The organism is Rouxiella sp. T17 (genome assembly GCF_036663475.1).
Taxonomy (GTDB): Bacteria; Pseudomonadota; Gammaproteobacteria; order Enterobacterales; family Enterobacteriaceae; genus Rouxiella.
The window spans coordinates 1-21376 of sequence record NZ_JAWUEA010000040.1 but is presented as its reverse complement, the minus strand read 5'-3'; the positions used below and the strand labels follow the sequence as shown (position 1 = coordinate 21376).

Genomic DNA, 21376 nt, shown 5'->3' with positions numbered 1-21376 from the left:
ACCAGTGCCCTTGCCTCACGCTCCCTGAATTCCCCTTAAAAACGCAAAAACCCCGCCGAAGCGAGGTTTTTTTATGAGGTCTTGCAGGGAGTGCTGCAAGGTGTGGCTACGTGACTCAGTAACCAGTTTTAATAGAGTAGACGGCTTTTTGCGGACCGCGTGAGCACTTTTTTCGGTTCGCGATAAATTTCTACTATTGGGTCCATATCCAGCTTCACGTCGAGCATCGACAGGCACCCTTCTACAAAGCCTTCCGCCAGTTGCAGAGTGATCCGCACCAACTTTTCATCCTTTTTCACCGCGCGGGCAATGGCGCGCTTGGGCTGATTCATGACGTAATGCAGCACCAGCAGCTGATACTCTTCCGGCTTGAGATTTTTCAACCGCGTCACGCAGCCGTCGATAAGCAGGCCGTCATCATCGCAGCAGGAGACGCGCGATTTGCTGGTCTGAGGCAGTAATCCCCGAAATCCGGCGGCCGTTTTTTGCCAGTCGAGATGGCTGTGATCCGCCGCCGCCCAACCGCCCCAGCGCGCTAAAACTTGTGCTATATCTCTCATAAGTTTTCCTCCATTGGTCGCTTTTTCATGCCCTGCCGCCCTTGCGGCTGCGGTAACTTTGCCAGGTAAACGGGATCCACAACCCGCCGTTGACCTGCCTATCCATAATCCTGTCGCCCAGCAGCGCGAGCAGCTGGTCATAGTTCAAGTTGGTCAGCATTCCCGTCGGTTTTAACTGCAACTGACGCCGGTCGATAATCTGGCTCAACAGATTGATTTCAAAGTCATTGTGACTGCTCTTTTGCACGCCCACTTCATCCAGCACCAGCAGGTCGAGCTGGCAGAGATCTTTAAGCAGCGTCGCCTCTTTCACCGGACTGTTCTTTTCATAGCTGGCACGAAACTTCTGACACAGCTCGGCCACCGTAATAATCGCCGCGACCTTGTTGTCTTTGATCAGATTTCTGACAATCGCCGTCGCCAGATGATTTTTTCCAGTACCAACATGTCCCGAGAAAATAAAGCCGCCATGACTTTGACTGCCGTTTTCAGTGACGTTTTGGCCGAAATTAAGATAGTAGGCTTGCGCCATTGCCAGCGCCTGTTGCTGCTCTTCCGTCTCGGCCAGATAATTGCGAAAGCCGCAGTCCTGATGCAGGGGCTGGATCCCCGAGCGGCCCAACACTCTTTCGAGCCGCGCCATGCGATTGAGATCTGTTACCCGTTTTGCCACTTTCTTGCCCTCTTCCTGCTGCCACGCCATCAGTTCCTGACTGGTCTTGCAATGTGCCTCGACGTGCGCCGGTTTCAGTGCCAGAAATCGCGCCAATACGTCGGCAGATTTAGATAAGCTCATCATCTTCTTCTCCCTGCTGTCGTGCTGGCAGATGGCGATTAAACCCCGCCGGGATGTCGCCGCTGGCCTGAGTTAACGCTCGCGAAGGTGCAGTCCGCTGATTCTTTTGAGAATTAAATTTTGCGGCGTTGCGCAGCCAGGTATTCAGCGCCGCGTTCCAATCCTTGAAAGTCGATCCTTTTGCCTGATGGTAATCACAAAAGATCGCAAACTCGGCGGTCAGATCCACGCTAAGTTCAGCGGCAAGTGTTTGATGTTTGGGTGATGGCGCAAAAGTTACTGGCCTCTCCGCTGCCCGCCTTTTGCTGATTGCATGAGGCGCGGCAGTTAAAGGATCTTTGATGGATTCAGGAGAGTGACTGGATCTGGTGTCATCTGCTGCCACAGGGGATGAGTCAGGCGGTGCCACAACTGAGTGATGGGATGCCATGCCCGAGTGGGATAATACCTCAGGGGCTGGACCTTCTGCTGACATAGGGCTGGAGAGGGTTAAACAGTAGAGATTTGAAGTATTTCCCTTACCATTGTTGACCCCGAGGCGATTTTCTTTTACTAACAGGCCGAGAGCGACCAGCGCGGCGATATGATTTTTTACCGCGCTCTTGCTGCATTCGCATTGATCGGCAACGTGTTGATAAGACGGCCAACATTCGCCCTTATCGTTGGCATTGTCGGCCAACTTAATCAGCACCAGTTTACGCAAATGACTGCCTACTTTGATGCCCATTGCCTTCGCCATCAGGGTCATACTCATTCTGTGCCTCCCCTTTCATCCGTTTTAGTTAAGCTGCACTTCACAATCTAAGTTAAGTTAGATAGTATATCCAAGGTTAAGTTTGATCAAATAAAACTAAGATAACTTAGTTAATTTTTTAAGAGCAAAGAGTGAGAGCGGATTATGGAATCAGTAGGAGCGCGATTAAAAAGACTTCGCAGAGTCACCAAGACAACGCAAAAAGCGCTCGGTGAATACTGCGGCGTGTCGGATGTCACGGTAGGATATTGGGAGAAGGATTTAAACGTTCCCAAAGCTGAGTCACTGTTAAAGCTTGCAAAATACTTCAATACATCAGAAGCTTATATTCTTTATGGAACTGATTTTGCAGGACTGCAACCGCTGGTGACCAGTGTCAGGAAGATCCCGATTCTTTCCTGGGTACAGGCTGGTGTGTTCACGGAGTCAGAATCGAGCGAACTTTTTGAGAGAGCAGAATATTGGATGGAAACCGGGCTACGCGTGTCTTCAGATGCTTTTGCGCTAACCGTGCGCGGTGATTCGATGACCAATCCTTCGGGGCTGCCAAGCATTCCCGAGGGCGCAACCGTCATCATTGACCCGCACATGGAGGCGACACACGGCAAAATCGTGGTAGCACGCATCGCCGGAACCAGCGAAGCGACGATGAAAAAACTGGTGATCGATGGCCCCAACAAATACTTGGTGCCACTCAATCCGCGCTACGCCAATATCCCGATTAACGGCAACTGCGAAATCATCGGCGTCGTGCGCGGCGTGCAGTACGAGATTTGATGGGTTAATTTGGCAGTGTATTAGGGAGTACAGCACTAAGCTTCACTCCCTTTTTGCTGGTGACATTGATAGTTATTTTGACGATAAAGCAGAGAGAACATGTACAGGATCGCGCTCAATCGCTTTTAACAAAGCTTTTGCCGGACCGGTGGGTTCACGACGCCCCTGCTCCCAATTCTTCAGTGTTCCAACGCTGACTGAGATTAACTGAGCAAAGCCAGATTGTGATAATCCTGTCGCCTGCCTAATATTTTTAACCTGCACGGCATTAACTTGAAACTCTCGTGAAGGCGTACGTTCACCATCAACAATTTCAGTCATTTGTTCCATGCTATCTTTCAAACGCTCAAAAAGCTTAGCGTCCATCGATCACCACCTCTCGTTTAAACCACGCAGAATTTTTTTCTCCTGCTGGCTAAGATCGTCTTTGATGCCCTTTTTATAAATTAGCAAAAGGCGAATTTGCAAATCTGACAGTAAATAGTAATAAATAATTCTGACACCACCACTCTTTCCTTTGCCTCCGGCTGCCCAGCGGATTTTTCGCAGACCCCCGGTATCTGGGATAACATCGCCAATTAGAGGGTTATCGGCAAGATATTGTTGAAACTTTCGATACTCATCGTCGTTGAGTAAAGCCAACACGTCCTATGTGAAAATCGGTGTTTCAATAAAGAGCATTATTATGCGTCAGTGGCGTATAGATAATTAAGGATAGCATAGGCTGAGAGGGAGTCAATGGCGTACCTCGGAACGATTGCAGCGCCAACTGTAAAAACTCTCAGCTGGCGGTTTTTGCAATTTAATCAGGTTTTTTAATATCGGAATGCGAGGGATGTTCTTTCTTTTTCTGCGCTTCTTTAACTTTGCGCTCCGTTGAATGCTCGGGATGGGTTGCCAGATCATCTTCTTCATAGGGATTTACAGCATCCGGCGCCGCTTCTGGCAAACTTTTACTGACATCACCTACTTTTCTGCGTTTTTCATTAGGATCATGCTCGGCCATAGTGAACTCCTTTTTTTCATGAACAGTAAGTTTAGTTCATGATGGCCCCTAACTATTTTTATCGTCCTTTTATATGACCACAACACGCTAACACATTAGTATTCGTTGATTTAAAAGGAGTCATTCCTTAAGAAAAAAAATCGCATTTATTTTGTCTATAAAGGAAGTTTAAAAATATTAAATGATTGATTTTTAATATTATTATTTGATCGAGGTAGGAAAAAGGCTGGTACACTTCGCGCGGGTGCTTAGGATCTTTCTGTCCTGAGCATGAAGAAATTTTTGTAAGGGATAGAAAGAGAAAAGCCCCGAAATGATGTTAATCAACTCGAGGCGTCCCTTATGTCCAGAAACGTAAAGGTAACGCCTCACATGCTGAAAAGCAAGGAAAAGGAGGTCGTTATGCGGTACCCATCTATAACAACTGTAGTGATAGTCGCTTTATTCTGTTTGAGTGTTTTAACGTTCACGTGGATGAAAGGAGACACGCTTTGTGAAATCAAGGTAAAACTCGGAGGGATAGAGGTATCTGCATCATCGATCTGTGAATCCGTGAGGTAGTGCAACCTAACAGGCGGGAGTTCGCTCCCGTCCGTTGGACGTTTGTAGACTGAGATCCAAAAGCGCCCGTTTTTTCTTACAATGCTATTTTTTGCAGTTCTATTTATTACGGTTCTATTTATTATGGTTCTATTGATTACAGTTATGTCGTAACGGCCAGCCTTCGGGCTGGCTTTTTTCTTGTTATGAAATGATGTTATGAAAACCCCAAAAACAAAAAAACCACCCGAAGGTGGCATAACGACATTACTACTATATTGCTTTTGATTATTCAGTAATTTTCCATGGTACCCGGGACGAGACTTGAACTCGTACAGCGCGAACGCCGAGGGATTTTAAATCCCTTGTGTCTACCGATTCCACCACCCGGGCTCCGGGAAAATTGGAGGCGCGTTCCGGAGTCGAACCGGACTAGGCGGATTTGCAATCCGCTACATAACCGCTTTGTTAACGCGCCGTAATTCTTTACTTTCTAATTTTTTAACTTCTAATTCTTCACTAAACTACTGTTATACAGAAACTTGTTCTATATAGCGATATTTGGAGCGGGAAACGAGACTCGAACTCGCGACCCCGACCTTGGCAAGGTCGTGCTCTACCAACTGAGCTATTCCCGCATTAATCAGAACTTACTGATTTTACAACTTATCTTCAAGTCAGTGACTCACTGCCTTCCGATGCGTTGCATTCTACTTGGCTGACGCGATGAGTCAATAAAATTATCTACTCATCGCGATCGATTGCCGTTTTTTAAATCAGTTCGATCAAGGTTCCAGCAAATCATTACGCGCAGCGAACAAATATTGGAACATTGACCAGAAAGTCAGCACCGCTGCGATGTACAGCGCAATCACGCCAACGCCGACAGCAATGTCATCGGGACGCCAAAGCAGCGCCACCAGCGACAGCATCTGCGCCATCGTTTTAACTTTACCAATCCACGACACCGCCACGCTGCTGCGTTTGCCAATCTCGGCCATCCACTCTCTGAGCGCAGAAATAATAATTTCACGCGCAATCATGGTCGCCGCAGGCAGCGTTATCCACCAGGCGTGGAAGTATTCGGCCACCAGCACCAACGCAATCGCCACCAGCACTTTGTCGGCGACGGGATCAAGGAATGCGCCAAATCGGGTGGTTTGCTTCCAGCGTCGAGCCAGATAACCATCAAACCAGTCGGTAATGGCCGCAACAACGAAGATTAAGGCGCATGCGGTAGGAGCCCACACGTAGGGCAAATAAAATGCCAATACGAAGAATGGGATCAAAGCAACGCGAAACAGGGTAAGGCACGTCGGTATATTAAATTGCATGTGCGTAGGTAACTATCTGTCCGATGTAGATATTATGAGTATGTTGCTACAATGAACCTAGTGTTTCAACGCATTATGGATTTTTTCTGCCAATGCGTGTGAAATACCCGGCACTTTTGCAATTTCCTCTGCGCTGGCATTCAGCAATGGCTGAATACCTCCCATGTACTTAAGCAGAACCTGACGTCTTTTCGGGCCTACGCCTTCAATCTCTTCAAGCGCACTGGTATTTCTGACTTTCGCGCGTTTCTTGCGATGTCCGGTAATGGCGTGATTATGTGATTCATCACGAATATGCTGGATAACGTGCAGCGCCGGCGAATCTGAAGGCAGCGCAATCCCCTCGCCTTCCGCCTTGAAGAACAGCGTTTCAAGACCCGCTTTACGATCCGCACCTTTCGCAATACCAATCAGCAGCGGTTTCGATTTATCCCACGTCACGTCGAGACTGGCAAACACGTCGATTGCCATGCCGAGCTGGCCTTTACCGCCATCAATAAAGATAACGTCGGGGATTTTAGCCTCTTCGATAGCTTTACCATAACGACGCGTCAACACTTGCGCCATCGCCGCGTAATCATCGCCCGGCGTAATGCCCGTGATATTATAGCGACGATATTCGGCGCGCACCGGACCATTTGCGTCAAACACTACGCAGGAAGCCACGGTTTGCTCGCCCATAGTATGGCTGATATCGAAACATTCCATCCGATTTATCTCGGCAAGATTCAACGTCTTGGTCAATTCGAGCAAACGCTGGTGGATGGTCGAGCGTTCGGAGAGGCGCGTCGTCAGCGCCGTAGTGGCGTTGGTGCGGGCAAGTTTCAGGTAGCGCGCTCGGTCACCGCGCGGCTTGCTCTGAATATTGACTTTGCGCCCCGCCATTTCGCTCAGCGATTCGGCGAGGATATCTTTTTCAGGCAGGCTGAAGTCGAGCAGAATCTCGCCCGGCAAGGTACGCATTTGGCTGCCTTGCAGATAAAACTGGCCAACAAAGGTTTGCACCACTTCCGACATATCGGTACCGCCCGGCACTTTCGGATAGTAGCTGCGACTGCCCAACACTTTGCCCTGACGAATAAACAGCACGTGCAAACAGGCCATGCCGGATTCGAAGGCAACGCCGATAACGTCGAGGTCTTCGCTGTTTCCGGAAACAAACTGTTTTTCTGTGACCCGACGCACCGCCTGAATCTGGTCGCGCACGCGGCCCGCCTCTTCGAAGCGCAGATTCTTGCTGGCATCTTCCATGCGTTCAATCAGTTGCGTGAGCACTTGCTGATCTTTACCGGCGAGGAACAGGCGCACATAGTCAACCTGCTGTTTATATTCATCTTCGCTCACCAGCCCTTTCACGCAGGGGCCGAGACAGCGCCCAATTTGATATTGGAGGCAAGGACGGGAACGGTTGCGGTAAACGCTGTTTTCGCATTGACGAATTGGAAACAGTTTTTGCAGCAGCGCCAGCGTCTCGCGCACGGCGTAGGAGTTCGGGAAAGGCCCGAAATATTCGCCTTTCGCGTGCTTGGCACCGCGGTGAACCGACAGTCGTGGATGATTGTCGGCACTCAGGAAAATCAGCGGATAAGATTTGTCATCACGCAGCAGCACGTTGTATCGCGGCTGATACAGCTTGATGTAATTATGCTCGAGCAGCAGCGCTTCGGTTTCGGTGTGGGTAACCGTCACGTCTATCTGATCGATGTTTTTGACCAGCGTCTCGGTCTTGCGGCTCGAGACCTGGACACGAAAATAACTGGAAAGCCTTTTTTTGAGATCTTTGGCTTTACCGACGTAAATGACCGTCCCGGTGACGTCGTACATTCTATAGACGCCGGGTTGGCTGGTGACCGTTTTTAAAAAGGCCTGCGGATCAAAACGTTCATTACTCACTACCAGATAATGTCTCCGAGTTGAAAAGCCCGTGGCGTATTGCCAGATGGGTCAATTCTACATCACCATTGATATTTAGTTTAGTAAACATTCTATAACGGTAACTGTTAACCGTTTTCGGACTCAGGTTGAGCTGTTCGGAAATCTCGTTAACCTTTTGTCCTTTGGTAATCATCAGCATGATTTGCAGTTCGCGCTCAGAGAGACTGTCGAACGGCGAATCAGACTGTGGCTCGAGCTGGCTAAGCGCCATCTGCTGCGCAATGTCGGAGGCGATATAACGCTGCCCGGAATCCACCAGCCTTATCGCGTTAATCACTTCCTGCGGCGCGGCGCCCTTGCTGAGATAGCCCGACGCGCCGGCCTGCATCACTTTGGCGGGCAGCGGATTCTCGGTATAAATCGTCAGCATAATGATTTTAACATCAGGGCAGAAACGCACGATTTTCTTCGTTGCTTCGAGACCGCCAATGCCGGGCATGCTCATGTCCATCAGTACAATGTCGACGGGCGTATTGCGGCACCATTTAACGGCGTCTTCTCCGCAATTCACTTCATCAACAACTTTGATGCCTTTGGCATCCTCTAAAATGCGTCGAATCCCTGCGCGCACCAGTTCGTGGTCATCTACAAGAAGAACGCTAATCAAAGAGAACTCTCCAACAATAAAAACGTCACCCGGTCATATTTTTCATTAGACAGCGGAGACAAAATAAAAGTAGCCAAGCTGTAGTTAAGACTGATCTGTAGTTAAGACTGATCTGTAGTTAAGATTGAACTAAAGTTAAGGCTGTCGTTAAGGCTATTGTTAAAGTAAGAAACACGCGCATTTTACTGCATTTTCAAGAAATTCACCAAGTCCTGATTGTAGAAACTTACTCAAATATAATGTAAAAGTTAAATTCCAAACTGTATTGCAACGCAAAAGCCATTTTACAAAAAACCATTAAAAATCATAGGATAAAATCAAACCCAATGTCACCCCGCCCTTTTTTAATCGGCAAAAATATGATTTAAATCAATGTTTGCTTGTTAACGTACAAAATAACATCAGCCATGATGAAAGGTATATTGCAAATATAGGTTCAGATTATTTTTTAATGCTTTTTAGCCCACTTAGTTTTCTTCTGAAAAAAACTCAAGCGCATGCAGAATTATTTTTATCTTTTAATCACCTTGTTAAGTCGATTTAAGTAAATTCACCAAAAACACCTTTTGATCGACAAGAGAACAGTCGTTGCTGCTCGCCTCGCTTTCGGCTCTCTCCTGCCTTTAAAGCGAATGTGCTTCTCTTTAAATTGAATGTGATAGTATGGCGGCACCTTTTCAGCAACGTGTTACTTAACACGTTGTAAAATATTGAACGCACTACCTGAAGCCGAACGGGCTGTCAGTTTTAAGGAGAGATAATGAGCACGTGTGATTTTACTACTCAGGCCAATGTTGAAACGTTGGCAACCGAAGTTGCCTGCCTGAAAGCGACCGTTACCTTTATGCTCAAAGCGATGGGTCAGGCCGATGCCGGTAAAGTGGTGCTTAATCTGGAGAAATTTATCTCCCAGCTCGAAGACCCGCAGCAGGCGGAAGTCTTCAACAGCGCGTTGCAGCAAATTAAATTTGCTTACCGTCAGTAATCGACGCCTGATAAAGTGAATAAGAGAGCCTCTGATGGCTCTCTTTTTTTGCCTCTATTTGCCCATTATCGACGCTGCGATCCCGCGCCTCTGCCCTTCGGTTGAACTCTGCTAAAATTAAAAAAAAGGGCTGACCAAGCCAACTTACTTAAACAGGAGTCTTCTCATGAGTGAAAAACAGGGCGACAATAAGACGAAAGCCGATGATGTTCATGTCAGTGACGGCCTTGCAGAGATGCATAAAGTGGCCGAGCAGCTGACCGAGGAAGAGCTGAACCGGCTGGCCGAAGAAGCGCGTGAAGCGGCGGAATACGCAAAAAAACATCCTCAGCCGTGATAGGTTTACTGTCTGTTTGATATCTGGAATTCAATGCCGCTATGCAGGACCCTTTTTTAGCTGAAAATCAATCGATTGCGGCCGTCGCCGTCGACTATCAACACGGCGATTGTGAGCCTTCGCATAGTCACGGCTGCTCTCAGCTGATTCATGCGCTTTCGGGTGTCATTCAGGTCACGACCCGCCACGGAGAGTGGATGGTGCCGCCCGGCCGCGGCGTGTGGCTGCCCGCGCACGTGCAACATACTCTGCGTTTTATCGGCGGCGTGCAGGCGCGAACCCTGTTTGTCGATTCTCTGGCGCGCGCCGATCTTCCCGCCGAATGTCAGGTGGTACAAATTTCCCCACTGTTGCGCGAGCTGATCCTTGCGTCGTTTAACGTGCCTGCAAATTATGCCGCAGGCGGACGCGACGAACGAATTATCGAACTGATTTTGGATGAGCTGCGCCTGTTGCCTATCCTTCCGCTTCATCTTCCCGAACCTCTCGACCCGCAGCTGCTGGCGCTGTGTCTGCAAATTCAGGGCGACCTGTCGGCGGCGTGGGAGCTCGAAGAAATTGCGCTGGGCTTGGGAATCAGCGGTCGTACGCTGTCGCGACGTTTTCAACGTGAGACAGGATTACGCTTTAGTGATTGGGTGAGGCGAGCAAAAATTCTTGCGGCGATGAATGCCCTCGCGTTGGGGCAATCGGTGCTGGATGTCGCGCTGGAACTGGGTTACGACAGCCCCAGCGCGTTCAGCGCCATGTTTCGCAGAACGCTGGGCGTGCCACCCAGCGAGTATTTCAACTCTGCCGCGCGTACGGCAGAAAGTAGTGCGTTATCAGTCGACTAGATAAGCCGACTGACGTGATGACCTGCTAGCCTAATAACTGCGCGCTGGCGTTAAACAGAGCCTGAAGCGAGGCGCTGGAGACGTCGCTATCAATGCCGACGCCGTAAACTCTTTCACCCTGCGGACGCTGACAGCTTACATACGCTACCGCGCGGCTGTGGCTCTGATGTCCCAACGTGTGCTCGTCGTAATCGCCAATTTCCAGCATCAAATCAAACTGACGATGCAATGCGTCGACCGCCGAGGAGAGCAATCCGTTGCCGCTGCCGGTCAACGTCATCTCCTGCCCCTGATAGTTAACCTTGGCGCTGAAATGGCGCTGATTGCTGGCATCGCTGCGAATATCGTAGCTCAGCAGCTTCATTGCGGGTTGATCCACCAAGCCGTAGCGCTGACGGAACAGACGCCACATGTCGCTGGTGCCCATCTCTTTGCCGCTGGTGTCGGTCTGCTTCTGCACGGCCTTGCTGAATTCGATTTGCAGCCCGCGCGGCAGCTTAAGCCCATGATTTTGCTCAAGCAGCCAGGCAGCACCACTTTTGCCCGACTGACTGTTGACGCGAATCACCGCCTCATAGCTACAGCCCACGTCGGCCGGGTCCAGCGGCAGATAAGGCACCTGCCAATGTTTATCTTCGCGCTGTTTCTGGGCCGCGAAGCCTTTTTTAATGGCGTCCTGATGTGATCCTGAAAACGCGGTAAACACCAGCTCGCCCGCATACGGATGGCGCGGATGCACGGGCAGCTGGTTACACTGCTCAACGATTTCGACGATACCTTTAAGGTCGCTGAAATCCAGACCCGGCGAGATGCCCTGAGTATAGAAGTTCAGCGCCAGCGTCACTAAATCGACGTTACCAGTACGTTCGCCGTTACCAAACAGGCAGCCTTCCACGCGATCGGCACCCGCCAGCATCGCTAACTCGGCACAGGCCACGCCGGTTCCACGGTCGTTGTGCGGATGCACGCTAATAGAGACCAATTCGCGGCGGCTGAAATGACGGCAGAACCACTCAATCTGGTCAGCATAAATATTTGGCGTGCTGACTTCTACGGTAGCGGGCAGGTTGAGGATCATCGGGCGCTCGGCACAAGGTTCCCACACGGCCGCGACGGCCTCACACACCTCGAGCGAGAATTCCAGCTCGGTAAAGCAGAAGGTTTCCGGCGAGTATTCGAAGGTCCATTTTGTCTGCGGATATTTTTCGCACAGCTGACGAATCTGTTTCGCGCCGCGCACGGCCAACTCCAGCGTGGCGGCCTTGTCTTGATTAAACACCACGTCGCGGAAAATCGGCGAGGTCGCGTTATATAAATGGACGATGGCGCGCGGCACGTCGATCAACGCCTCGAAAGTACGCTCGATCAAATCACTGCGTGACGGCGTAAGCACCTGAATCGCCACATCTTCCGGGATTGCCTTGTCGTTAATCAAGCCGCGAACGAAGTCAAAATCGGTTTGGGAAGCCGAAGGGAAAGCCACCTCGATTTGCTTGAAGCCGCAGCGCAGCAGCAGGTCGAAGAACAGGCGCTTGCGCTGATTGTCCATCGGCTCGGCGAGCGACTGGTTACCGTCCCGGAGATCGCTGGAACACCACTGCGGCACCTTATCAAGGGTTTTGCCCGGCCATTGGCGATCGGGCAAGTTGACCGGTGGGAAAGCAACATATTTCTGCGACGGGTCGGCTAACATAGTTTTCTCCATTCCTTTCTTTATAAGTGTGACCCCATGATGAGGCGGTCACTTCGTTAATAAAGTCAGTATGAACGAATGTGCAATTCCCCGCGCCTCGTTAAACGACATTCACCCTCGCGTAACGGACAAATTCAAGGTAAACGGTTGCTAAGCCTGCACATTGTACAGATGAGTTGAGAGTGTAAAAATAAAGGTACAATTGCTGTTAGATTATTTTTCTACGACGTTATAATGAGCCGGAATTTAACATTATGATGTGGCTCAACGCCCGACTGCCGTACATCCTCACGTGGCGTTTAAAACCAATAATGCATTAATAACTATCTTAAAAATTTTGAGAAGAGTGCCGGATAGAGCGCTTATTCCATACCTGACAGGAAGACAAAAATCATGCAACAAGACTCAGATATTATCGTGCAGAACGAGGGAGAGACGCCCGAGCATCTGCGCAGAAATCTTAGCAACCGGCACATTCAGCTGATTGCCATCGGCGGCGCCATCGGCACGGGCCTGTTTATGGGCTCGGGTAAAACCATCAGCCTCGCCGGTCCTTCCATCATCTTCGTTTATATGATCATCGGCTTCATGCTGTTTTTCGTGATGCGAGCGATGGGCGAACTGCTGCTCTCCAACCTGGAATACAAATCTTTCAGCGATTTTGCCGCCGACCTGCTCGGTCCGTGGGCTGGATATTTCACCGGCTGGACCTACTGGTTTTGCTGGGTAGTGACCGGCATTGCCGACGTGGTCGCCGTCACCTCTTACGCCCAATTCTGGTTCCCCGGCCTGTCGCAATGGGTCGCCTCGCTGATTTTCGTGCTGATCCTGTTCGCGCTGAATCTCGCCACCGTCAAAATGTTTGGTGAAACCGAATTCTGGTTCGCGATGATCAAGATTGTCGCGATCGTCGGGTTAATCATCACCGGTTTGGTGATGGTGTTAATGCACTATCAAACGCCGACCGGTTCTGTCGCGGCGTTCAGCAACCTCTGGGATAACGGCGGATTCTTCCCGAAAGGCATCAGCGGCTTCTTTGCCGGCTTCCAGATTGCGATTTTTGCCTTTGTCGGCATCGAGCTGGTGGGCACTACGGCGGCGGAAACCAAGGATCCTAAAAAATCCCTGCCGCGCGCCATTAACGCCATTCCGCTGCGCATTATCATGTTCTACGTTTTCGCGCTGATTGCCATTATGTGCGTCACGCCGTGGAGTTCTGTCGCGTCGGATAAAAGCCCGTTCGTCGAGCTGTTTGTCCTCGCGGGCCTGCCTGCGGCGGCCAGCATTATCAACTTTGTGGTGCTGACATCGGCGGCGTCTTCGGCCAACAGCGGCATTTTCTCGACCAGCCGCATGCTGTTTGGTTTGGGGCAGGAAGGCATGGCGCCGAAAGCGTTCGGTAAGCTTTCTGCACGCGCGGTGCCGTCAAACGGTTTGATCTTCTCCTGCATCTGCCTGCTGGCGGGCGTGGTGCTGATTTACCTGATCCCGAACGTGCTGACCGTATTTACGCTGGTCACCACGGTTTCGGCGATTCTGTTTATGTTCGTGTGGACCATTATTCTCTGTTCGTATCTGGTTTATCGCCGTAAACGCCCGCAGCTGCACGCCGCGTCAGACTATAAAATGCCGCTGGGTATTCTGATGTGCTGGGTCGGCATGGCGTTCTTCGCCTTCGTGCTGGTGCTGCTGACCCTGCAAGATGATACGCGTCAGGCGCTGATGGTCACGCCGCTGTGGTTTGTCATTCTCGGAATCGGTTACTGGCTGCGCAGCCGTAAAATCGCGGCCAACGCGCGTCTGCGCTAAGCCTCGTCATGACTCACTCTGCGGCCTGATGCCCTGAGTGATAATGTGCTGTAAATTGGCGACGGCCTGTTCAAAGAACACGTCGTCGCCAAGCGTTTGCCCGCTGATAGCCTCAATCTGCACCCCGAAATCGGCGTAATGCTGGGTCGTGGCCCACAGAATGAAGAGCAGATGCAGAGGTTCGATAGGCGCGATTTGCCCCGCTTTTACCCAGCCATGAATAATGGCCGATTTCTCCTCCACCAGCTGTTTCAGATGGGTACTCAACACCTGTTTAAGCAGCGGCGCACCTTGCAGCATCTCAAGACAAAACAGTCGCGAAGCCTGCGGGTGATCCCGCGAGACGCACAATTTCAAATAGATATACTCTTTAATCGCCGCCATTGGCTGCTGTTCCGGGCTCAACGCTTTCAACGGCTCAAGCCAGATATCCAGCAAATCTCTCAGCACCGCGACGTAAAGCTCTTCCTTCGACGGAAAATAGTACAGCAGATTGGTTTTAGAGACGTCCGCCCGTTCGGCCACCTGATCGAGACTGGTGCCGTGGATCCCATATAAAGAAAAAAACTCCAGGGCGGCGGCCATAATATTGCTGCGTTTTGCTGCCACGGCCCGCGAACGGCGGGTGGGCGGCTTTTTGTTGGTGCTCGTTCCCTCAGCTGCCAATGGTTTCACCCTTCTTCTGTTATTTTTCGATTAATTACGCTTCGGTCGATTTCATAAAGCATAACAAACCTGCTCGATCCGCACCATTTCCGTTCAACGCTGCCTGATTTATGTGCAGTTATTTTTTACCAATCGGTCCACTTTGGACCATTTGCTCCACACTTTTCATGAAAATAAACTTAACCTATTGATAATAAAATTCTTTTAAAAAGTGGCACCGAGTTTGCAATACCTCATGAGTGAATTCCCTAATTAACGATGAGGTGTGCCATGAAAATCGGAGTCTTTATTCCTATCGGTAACAACGGCTGGTTGATTTCAGAAACCGCGCCACAGTATCAGCCCACTTTCGAGCTGAACAAAACCATCGTGCAGAAGGCCGAGCATTACAATTTTGATTTTGCGCTGTCGATGATCAAACTGCGCGGATTTGGCGGCAAAACCGAGTTCTGGGAACACAACATGGAGTCATTCACGCTGATGGCGGGACTGGCGGCGGTAACCAGCAAAATCAAGCTCTACGCCACGGCAGCCACGCTGGTCATGCCTCCGGCTATCGTCGCGCGCATGGCTGCAACCATCGACTCCATCTCCAACGGCCGTTTTGGCGTTAACGTGGTCACCGGCTGGCAGAAACCCGAATACGAACAGATGGGCATGTGGCCCGGCGATGACTATTTTTCTCGCCGTTACGACTATCTGACCGAATATGTCACCGTGCTGCGCGACCTGTGGGGCACCGGACATTGCGACCTGAAAGGCGAATTCTTCAAGATGGATGACTGCCGCGTCAGCCCTCGCCCACAGGCCGAAATGAAAGTCATTTGCGCCGGCCAAAGCGACGCGGGCATGGCTTTCTCCGCCAAACACGCCGATTACAACTTCTGCTTCGGCAAAGGCGTCAACACGCCGACCGCCTTTTCTCCTACGGCGGCGCGTATGAAAACCGCCGCCGACGCCGAACAGCGCTCCGTCGCCTCTTACGTGCTGTTTATGGTTATTGCCGACGAGTCTGACGCCGCCGCGCGCGCCAAGTGGGACGCCTACAAGGCCGGCGCCGACAGCGAAGCGCTGGCCTGGCTGACCGATCAAAGCAGCAAAGACACTAAATCCGGTGCCGACACCAACGTTCGCCAAATGGCTGACCCGACGTCGGCGGTCAACATTAACATGGGCACGCTGGTCGGCTCTTACGCCAACGTAGCGAAAATGCTCGACGAAATCGCCACCGTGCCGGGCACCGAAGGCGTATTGCTGACCTTCGACGACTTTGTGCAGGGCATCGAAAACTTTGGTCAATATATCCAGCCGTTAATGAAAACTCGACAACACGTCCTGAATGACATATCTGCCGAAAAAGAGGTCGCATAATGAAAATTGTAGAAAACGCCGTGGTAAGACGTGCTCCGGGCGCGGTTGAAAGCGAAGTGATTTTGCCTGCTCGCCCCGAATCGCTGGCCTTTTCGCCACAGCAGACGGCGCTGATCGTCATTGATATGCAAAACGCCTACGCCTCACCGGGCGGGTATTTAGACTTGGCCGGTTTCGACGTTTCCCATACAGGTCCGGTGATCGCCAACATTAAACGCGCCATCGCCGCCGCGCGTTCGGCGGGCATTAAAGTGATCTTCTTCCAAAACGGCTGGGACAATCAGTATGTCGAAGCGGGTGGCGAAGGCTCGCCAAACTTCCATAAATCCAATGCCCTGAAAACCATGCGAAAACGTCCTGAGTTGATGGGCAAACTGCTGGCGAAAGGCGATTGGGATTACGATTTAGTTGATGAATTGCAGCCTCAGCCCGGCGACATCGTACTGCCGAAACCGCGCTACAGCGGCTTCTTTAATACCCAGCTCGACAGCCTGCTGCGCAGCTACGGCATTCATCATCTGGTGTTTACCGGCATTGCGACCAACGTTTGCGTTGAATCCACCCTGCGCGACGGCTTTTTCCTCGAGTATTTCAGCGTGGTGCTGGAAGACGCGACCCATCAGGCCGGACCGGAATTTGCACAAAAAGCGGCGATTTATAATATCGAAACCTTCTTCGGCTGGGTCTCCAACGTCGACAGTTTCTGCAATACCGTGGCCCAAACCGCTGAAAAAATGAGCCAGACGGCCTAATCAGGCGTACTTTTAACAAGGAACCGCACTATGCCAAAGAGCATTATTATTCCAGAAGGTACCGGCGTGCCGATCGCCCCATTCGTGCCCGGCACTCAGGCAGACGGCATCGTTTATGTCTCAGGCACGTTACCGTTTGATAAAGATAATAACGTGGTTTTTCCGGGCGATGCGGCGGCGCAAACTCGTCACGTTTTGGAAACGATCAAGAAAGTGATCGAAACCGCAGGCGGGACGATGGATGACGTCACCTTTAACTCCATTTTCATTACGGATTGGAGCAATTACGCGGCGGTGAATCAGGTTTATGCCGAGTATTTTCCGGGTGAAAAACCGGCGCGATTCTGCATTCAATGCGGACTGGTAAAACCCGAGGCGCTGATTGAAATCGCCTCCGTGGCGCACGTTGGCCATTAATGTGGTTACGTTCCGAGGCTTGAAAACCATGAAAAAGAGCGCGCTGTTTTACAAGATTTCAGGCAATACCTCGCCCGAGGCGCAAACCGTGGTGCTCTCATCTGGATTGGGCGGCGTACACGGTTTTTGGCAGCCACAGCTGGCGATGCTCGAAAAGTATTTTCGGGTCGTGGTTTATGACCAATTCGGCACCGGCGGCAGTAAGGGCAAGGTGCCCGCCGGTTATCGGATGGAAGATATGGCCGACGAACTGGCGGAGCTGCTCGGCATGCTGGAGGTTGAGCGTTGCCATTTCGTTGGCCACGCGCTTGGCGGGATTATCGGCCTGCATCTGGCGCAGCGCCACCCTTCGCTGCTCGACAGTCTGGTGGTAATCAACGGCTGGACAAAGCTCGACAGTCAGACCCGTCGCTGCTTTGAAGTACGACAAAACTTGTTGCTTAACAGCGGCGTCGAGGCTTACGTGCAGGCGCAGCCACTCTTTTTGTATCCGGCGGAATGGCTCTCGGCCAATGCTTCGCTGCTAAGCCAGGAACAGACTCATCAGGTGGCGCATTTTCAGGGCGTAGAAAACCTGCTGCATCGCCTGCAGGCATTAATGGCCTCGAATCTCGATAACAGCCTGAAAAATATCACCACGCCGACGCTGGCGTTTAGCTGCAAAGATGATTTGCTCGTACCTTGGCACTGTTCGGCCACGCTGGCGCACGGCCTGCCGCTCGGCGAACATCTGCAAATGAGTTACGGCGGCCATGCGATGAGCGTGACCGACAGCGAAACCTTTAATTCGCTGCTTCTCGAGTGGCTGCTGCGCTTTGCGCCTCAGACGCTTAACCCGACTGAAACCTCTTTACTCCCGGAGACTCCATGGCCGAAGCCTTGATAACCAGCGCACTGGCAACCCTTTTCACCGACGCGCGCACCCACAATGGCTGGCAGGACAAAGCCGTCAGCGACGACCTGCTGAAGCAGGCTTACGATTTAGCGCGCATGGGGCCGACCTCGGCCAACTGTTGTCCGCTGCGCATCGTGTTTGTTCGCAGCGCCGAACAGAAAGAAAAGTTGGCCCCCGCGCTGTCGAGCGGCAATTTAGCGAAAACAATGAGCGCGCCGGTAACGGCGATTCTGGCTTACGATCCTGAGTTTTACGAGCTGCTGCCCGAACTGTTCCCGCACGGCGACGCCCGGTCATGGTTTACGTCAAGCCCCGAACTGGCGCATGAAACCGCGTTTCGCAACTCAAGTTTGCAAGCCGCTTATTTGATCATTGCCCTACGTTCGCTGGGCCTCGACACGGGCCCGATGTCGGGCTTCGACGTGCAAAAGGTCAATGAAACCTTCCTTGCAGAGAGCGGCTGGAAAGCCAACTTCCTGCTTAATATCGGCTACGGCGACAGCAGCAAAATTTACCCGCGCGCGCCGCGTCTGGACTTTGATCGGGTCTGCAACATTGTCTGACCTGACTGCGGAGAATTCCATGAGCAACCCTATTATCACGACTCCGCTGGCAGAACTTGTCGGCATCGAAAAACAGGCGTTTCGCGACGCGATGGCGCATCTTGGCGCGGCGGTTCACGTCATCACCACCGATGGCGCAGCCGGACGAGCAGGTTTTACCGCCTCGGCAGTGTGCAGCGTGACCGATTCGCCGCCCACGCTTCTAGTGTGCCTTAATCGCTCGGCGTCGGTTTATCCCGTTTTCCACGAAAATCAGGTACTTTGCGTGAATACCCTTTCCGATCGCCATGAAGCGTTGTCCAACTTATTTGGCGGAAAAACGCCGATGGAGGAGCGTTTTGCGGCGGCAGAATGGGTGCCGATGGCCAGCGGATCGCCCGGCCTGCTCGGCGCCTTAACCTCGTTTGACTGCCGCGTCAGTCAGGTCACCAGCGTCGGCAGTCACGACGTGCTGTTCTGCGAGGTAGTAGATATTTTAAGTAGTGATGAGAGCCACGGATTGGTCTATTTTGACCGACGCTATCACCCTCTGATACGTCAGAAAAAACCGGCCCAATAAGGGCCTTTCCTGTTTTTTATCTTAGCGATATCAACAAGACGTGGAGAAGATGATGGCGAATAGCTGGTTTCCTCAGTGGCATAAAAGGACGGGCAGTCTTGAAGGCGCGGTAATTGCTCCCGACGAACGGCTGCCGCTCGGGCCGACGATTGTAATGGGTTTGCAGCACGCGGTTGCAATGTTTGGTGCCACGGTATTAATGCCGTTGCTGATGGGATTCGATGCCAACATGTCGATTCTGATGTCCGGCATTGGCACGCTGCTATTTTTCATCATTGTTGGCGGCCGGGTGCCGAGCTATCTGGGTTCCAGCGCCTCTTTCGTCGGGCTGGTTATCGCGGTGACGGGCTACAGCGGTCACGGCCCCAATCCGAATATTGCGCTGGCGTTGGGCGGTATCATTGCCTGCGGCGCGGTCTACACGCTGATTGGTTTCGTGGTGATGGCGGTCGGCACGCGCTGGATTGAAGCGCTGATGCCGCCCGTGGTGACCGGCGCGGTTGTGATGGCCATCGGGTTGAATCTCGCACCGATTGCGGTCGGCAGCGTTTCCGCATCGATGTTCGACAGTTGGATGGCGGTAGCGACAGTGTTATGCATCGGCGGTGTGGCGGTATTTACGCGCGGCTTGGTGCAGCGCCTGATGTTACTGCTCGGCCTTATTGCCGCGTACGCTATCTATTTTGTCATTACTAACCTGCTCGGCTGGGGCAAACCTATCGATTTTAGCGGCATCGCCAACGCCGCCTGGTTTGGTCTGCCCTCCATTACTACACCCGTTTTCGATAGCCATGCGATGTTATTGATAGCGCCGGTGGCCGTGATTCTGATTGCCGAAAACCTTGGTCATATCAAAGCGGTGGCAGGAATGACGGGCAAAAATCTTGACCCGTACCTTGGCCGCGCGTTTGTGGGCGACGGGTTGGCGACCATGCTTTCTGCTTCGGCGGGCGGCACGGGCGTGACTACCTATGCTGAAAACATCGGCGTAATGTCGGTCACTAAAATTTATTCGACGCTGATTTTTGTCGCGGCGGCCCTGGTTGCCATCTTGTTGGGCTTCTCTCCCAAATTTGGTGCATTGATCCACACCATTCCGGGCCCGGTATTGGGCGGCGCATCGATTGTTGTTTTCGGACTGATTGCGGTGGCTGGCGCGCGTATCTGGCTGCAAAACAGCGTTGATTTAAATCAGAATGGTAACCTGATTATGGTCGCGGTGACCCTTGTACTGGGGGCTGGCAACTTTTCGCTGACCTTTGGTGGCTTTACGATGGGCGGGATCGGTACGGCAACGTTTGGGGCGATTTTGCTGAATGCGCTACTTAAAAACAGAAGAGCTAGCGTAGTTGGCACGGATGCTGCATTAAAAGATAACTGACGACCTCAGTTTCTCCTTAGCTCATCAACTTTGATGAACGCCAACAATGGGTTGGTCCACCCGTCCGACCCATTGTTGGTTCTTTTCTTTTTAATCCTCAAAAATTTTTTCTTTTTAAGTCAAAATCTTTTTTTGAAGTCAAAGTCTTTAAATTCAAAGTCTTTAAATTCAAATTCAAGGGCATGCGCTTCGCTTACTGCGCGGCGGCGCAGACCGCCCAAAGGCCCGCAGTCGCTCGGGCCTTTGGAATCCGAGCTTTTTTTCCACAGTTGCAACTTGAGGACTAAAAAGTGAGATCTTTTCAGTGACTCCGACGTGTGGCGTTGGTCGCGGCGCTTCGCGCTCCCGTCACTTCCCTCAGAAGCCAAAAACGTCTTCTTCACGCCGTTCCGCGCCGCCCTGATACCGCCAATTAAAACTTAAAAAGAAAAAGCGGTAACTTTTAGGCGGTCAAAGGCCGATCGCTCAAACAATTAATTTTTGGTTGAAGGATCGGCCCTTGACCGCTTAAAAGTATCCGCCCTTGCCGTAAATGCTGTGATTGGCGGTATCAGGGCGGCGCTGAGCGAAGATGAGCAAGACGTTTTTGGCTTGTGAACGCAGCGAAGGAATGGCGAAGCCGCGCGACCTACGCCACGCGCGGTGGCATCTGGAAAAATATAAGAATGTAGTCCTCAAGTTGCAGCTGTGGAAAAAAAGGCGCGGGATTCCAAAGGGTATGCGCCTTGCACTGAACCCCAGATCCTGGACACTTCCAGAATCTGAAGGGTTACCATTATGAAGCATCCAGTCTCACTGCGGCT

General features: G+C 51.6%; 25 protein-coding genes and 3 tRNA genes. 13 read left to right on the top strand and 15 right to left on the bottom strand.

Features of this window, described 5'->3' with window-relative positions; translation table 11 throughout:
* Positions 1-128 precede the first annotated feature (128 nt).
* The 3 genes from SC206_RS17795 to SC206_RS17785 are packed head-to-tail and all read right to left on the bottom strand — an operon-like array spanning position 129 to position 2110.
* Positions 129-560 (bottom strand): antiterminator Q family protein, encoded by a 432-nt coding sequence (locus SC206_RS17795; RefSeq protein WP_332739273.1) that lies wholly within the window; start codon positions 558-560, stop codon positions 129-131.
* Positions 561-585: 25 nt separating this feature from the next.
* Complete coding sequence (locus SC206_RS17790; RefSeq protein WP_332739272.1) at positions 586-1359, bottom strand: ATP-binding protein; 774 nt, start codon at positions 1357-1359, stop codon at positions 586-588.
* A complete protein-coding gene (locus tag SC206_RS17785) occupies positions 1343-2110 on the bottom strand; it encodes a helix-turn-helix domain-containing protein (protein WP_332739271.1) in 768 nt (255 codons plus the stop codon). Before SC206_RS17785 ends, SC206_RS17790 begins: the two co-directional genes overlap by 17 nt.
* Positions 2111-2254: 144 nt before the next feature.
* Between SC206_RS17785 and SC206_RS17780 the strand changes: the two genes are divergently transcribed.
* Complete coding sequence (locus SC206_RS17780; RefSeq protein ID WP_332739269.1) at positions 2255-2887, top strand: LexA family protein; 633 nt, start codon at positions 2255-2257, stop codon at positions 2885-2887.
* A 72-nt stretch (positions 2888-2959) separates the two neighbouring features.
* On the opposite strand, the gene nadS is transcribed toward SC206_RS17780, so the two are convergent.
* The 3 genes from nadS to SC206_RS17765 form a co-directional block, all read right to left on the bottom strand.
* Positions 2960-3253: a NadS family protein gene (nadS, locus tag SC206_RS17775; protein WP_332739267.1), complete on the bottom strand. Its 294-nt coding sequence runs from the start codon at positions 3251-3253 to the stop codon at positions 2960-2962.
* Between the two features lie 3 nt (positions 3254-3256).
* On the bottom strand, positions 3257-3532 hold the full coding sequence (locus SC206_RS17770) for a type II toxin-antitoxin system RelE/ParE family toxin (RefSeq protein ID WP_332739265.1): 276 nt from the start codon (positions 3530-3532) through the stop codon (positions 3257-3259).
* Between the two features lie 157 nt (positions 3533-3689).
* Positions 3690-3893: a hypothetical protein gene (locus SC206_RS17765; protein WP_332739263.1), complete on the bottom strand. Its 204-nt coding sequence runs from the start codon at positions 3891-3893 to the stop codon at positions 3690-3692.
* A gap of 342 nt (positions 3894-4235) precedes the next feature.
* Between SC206_RS17765 and SC206_RS22095 the strand changes: the two genes are divergently transcribed.
* Positions 4236-4454, top strand: coding sequence for a Hok/Gef family protein (locus SC206_RS22095; RefSeq protein ID WP_442976121.1), 219 nt, complete (start codon positions 4236-4238; stop codon positions 4452-4454).
* A 285-nt stretch (positions 4455-4739) separates the two neighbouring features.
* Here the strand turns inward: SC206_RS22095 and SC206_RS17760 are convergent.
* The 6 genes from SC206_RS17760 to uvrY all read right to left on the bottom strand — a co-directional run bounded on the left by SC206_RS17760 (position 4740) and on the right by uvrY (position 8309).
* A tRNA-Leu gene (locus SC206_RS17760) sits at positions 4740-4826 on the bottom strand.
* Between the two features lie 11 nt (positions 4827-4837).
* Positions 4838-4911 (bottom strand) — tRNA-Cys (locus tag SC206_RS17755).
* 84 nt (positions 4912-4995) lie between these two features.
* Positions 4996-5071: transfer RNA gene (locus SC206_RS17750), tRNA-Gly, on the bottom strand.
* A gap of 147 nt (positions 5072-5218) precedes the next feature.
* Positions 5219-5767 (bottom strand): CDP-diacylglycerol--glycerol-3-phosphate 3-phosphatidyltransferase, encoded by a 549-nt coding sequence (gene pgsA / locus SC206_RS17745; RefSeq protein WP_332739261.1) that lies wholly within the window; start codon positions 5765-5767, stop codon positions 5219-5221.
* 57 nt (positions 5768-5824) lie between these two features.
* Entirely contained in the window at positions 5825-7660 is a 1836-nt protein-coding gene (uvrC, locus tag SC206_RS17740; protein ID WP_332739260.1) for an excinuclease ABC subunit UvrC, read from the bottom strand.
* Entirely contained in the window at positions 7653-8309 is a 657-nt protein-coding gene (gene uvrY, locus SC206_RS17735) for a UvrY/SirA/GacA family response regulator transcription factor (RefSeq protein ID WP_332739259.1), read from the bottom strand. Before uvrY ends, uvrC begins: the two co-directional genes overlap by 8 nt.
* Before the next feature lie 760 nt (positions 8310-9069).
* Between uvrY and SC206_RS17730 the strand changes: the two genes are divergently transcribed.
* The 3 genes from SC206_RS17730 (at position 9070) to SC206_RS17720 (ending at position 10467) form a co-directional block, all read left to right on the top strand.
* The gene (locus SC206_RS17730) at positions 9070-9294 is read left to right on the top strand and encodes a DUF2594 family protein (protein WP_332739258.1); all 225 of its coding nucleotides are present in this window, start codon (positions 9070-9072) and stop codon (positions 9292-9294) included.
* 166 nt (positions 9295-9460) lie between these two features.
* Complete coding sequence (locus SC206_RS17725; RefSeq protein ID WP_332739257.1) at positions 9461-9631, top strand: hypothetical protein; 171 nt, start codon at positions 9461-9463, stop codon at positions 9629-9631.
* 41 nt (positions 9632-9672) lie between these two features.
* Positions 9673-10467, top strand: a complete 795-nt coding sequence (locus SC206_RS17720; RefSeq protein ID WP_332739256.1) for an AraC family transcriptional regulator — start codon at positions 9673-9675, stop codon at positions 10465-10467.
* A 25-nt stretch (positions 10468-10492) separates the two neighbouring features.
* On the opposite strand, the gene leuA is transcribed toward SC206_RS17720, so the two are convergent.
* Positions 10493-12160 (bottom strand): 2-isopropylmalate synthase, encoded by a 1668-nt coding sequence (gene leuA / locus SC206_RS17715; protein ID WP_332739255.1) that lies wholly within the window; start codon positions 12158-12160, stop codon positions 10493-10495.
* Between the two features lie 393 nt (positions 12161-12553).
* On the opposite strand from leuA, the gene cycA reads away from it, so the two are divergent.
* Complete coding sequence (cycA, locus tag SC206_RS17710; protein ID WP_332739254.1) at positions 12554-13969, top strand: D-serine/D-alanine/glycine transporter; 1416 nt, start codon at positions 12554-12556, stop codon at positions 13967-13969.
* Between the two features lie 6 nt (positions 13970-13975).
* On the opposite strand, the gene rutR is transcribed toward cycA, so the two are convergent.
* Positions 13976-14644 carry an HTH-type transcriptional regulator RutR gene (gene rutR / locus SC206_RS17705; protein WP_442976120.1) on the bottom strand — a complete coding sequence of 223 codons (669 nt, stop codon included), beginning with the start codon at positions 14642-14644 and terminating at the stop codon, positions 13976-13978.
* 261 nt (positions 14645-14905) lie between these two features.
* Between rutR and rutA the strand changes: the two genes are divergently transcribed.
* The 7 genes from rutA to rutG are packed head-to-tail and all read left to right on the top strand — an operon-like array spanning position 14906 to position 20573.
* Positions 14906-16006, top strand: a complete 1101-nt coding sequence (gene rutA, locus SC206_RS17700) for a pyrimidine utilization protein A (protein ID WP_332739252.1) — start codon at positions 14906-14908, stop codon at positions 16004-16006.
* Positions 16003-16758: a pyrimidine utilization protein B gene (rutB, locus tag SC206_RS17695; protein ID WP_332739835.1), complete on the top strand. Its 756-nt coding sequence runs from the start codon at positions 16003-16005 to the stop codon at positions 16756-16758. Before rutA ends, rutB begins: the two co-directional genes overlap by 4 nt.
* A gap of 30 nt (positions 16759-16788) precedes the next feature.
* Positions 16789-17175, top strand: coding sequence for a pyrimidine utilization protein C (gene rutC / locus SC206_RS17690; protein WP_332739251.1), 387 nt, complete (start codon positions 16789-16791; stop codon positions 17173-17175).
* A 43-nt stretch (positions 17176-17218) separates the two neighbouring features.
* On the top strand, positions 17219-18058 hold the full coding sequence (gene rutD / locus SC206_RS17685; RefSeq protein ID WP_332739833.1) for a pyrimidine utilization protein D: 840 nt from the start codon (positions 17219-17221) through the stop codon (positions 18056-18058).
* On the top strand, positions 18043-18633 hold the full coding sequence (locus tag SC206_RS17680; protein WP_332739250.1) for a malonic semialdehyde reductase: 591 nt from the start codon (positions 18043-18045) through the stop codon (positions 18631-18633). Before rutD ends, SC206_RS17680 begins: the two co-directional genes overlap by 16 nt.
* 19 nt (positions 18634-18652) lie before the next feature.
* Positions 18653-19192: an NADH-dependent FMN reductase RutF gene (gene rutF, locus SC206_RS17675; RefSeq protein WP_332739249.1), complete on the top strand. Its 540-nt coding sequence runs from the start codon at positions 18653-18655 to the stop codon at positions 19190-19192.
* 52 nt (positions 19193-19244) lie between these two features.
* On the top strand, positions 19245-20573 hold the full coding sequence (gene rutG, locus SC206_RS17670) for a pyrimidine utilization transport protein G (RefSeq protein WP_332739831.1): 1329 nt from the start codon (positions 19245-19247) through the stop codon (positions 20571-20573).
* A gap of 119 nt (positions 20574-20692) precedes the next feature.
* Here the strand turns inward: rutG and SC206_RS17665 are convergent, their stop codons facing one another.
* Entirely contained in the window at positions 20693-20956 is a 264-nt protein-coding gene (locus tag SC206_RS17665; RefSeq protein ID WP_332739248.1) for a hypothetical protein, read from the bottom strand.
* Positions 20957-21376: the final 420 nt, after the last annotated feature.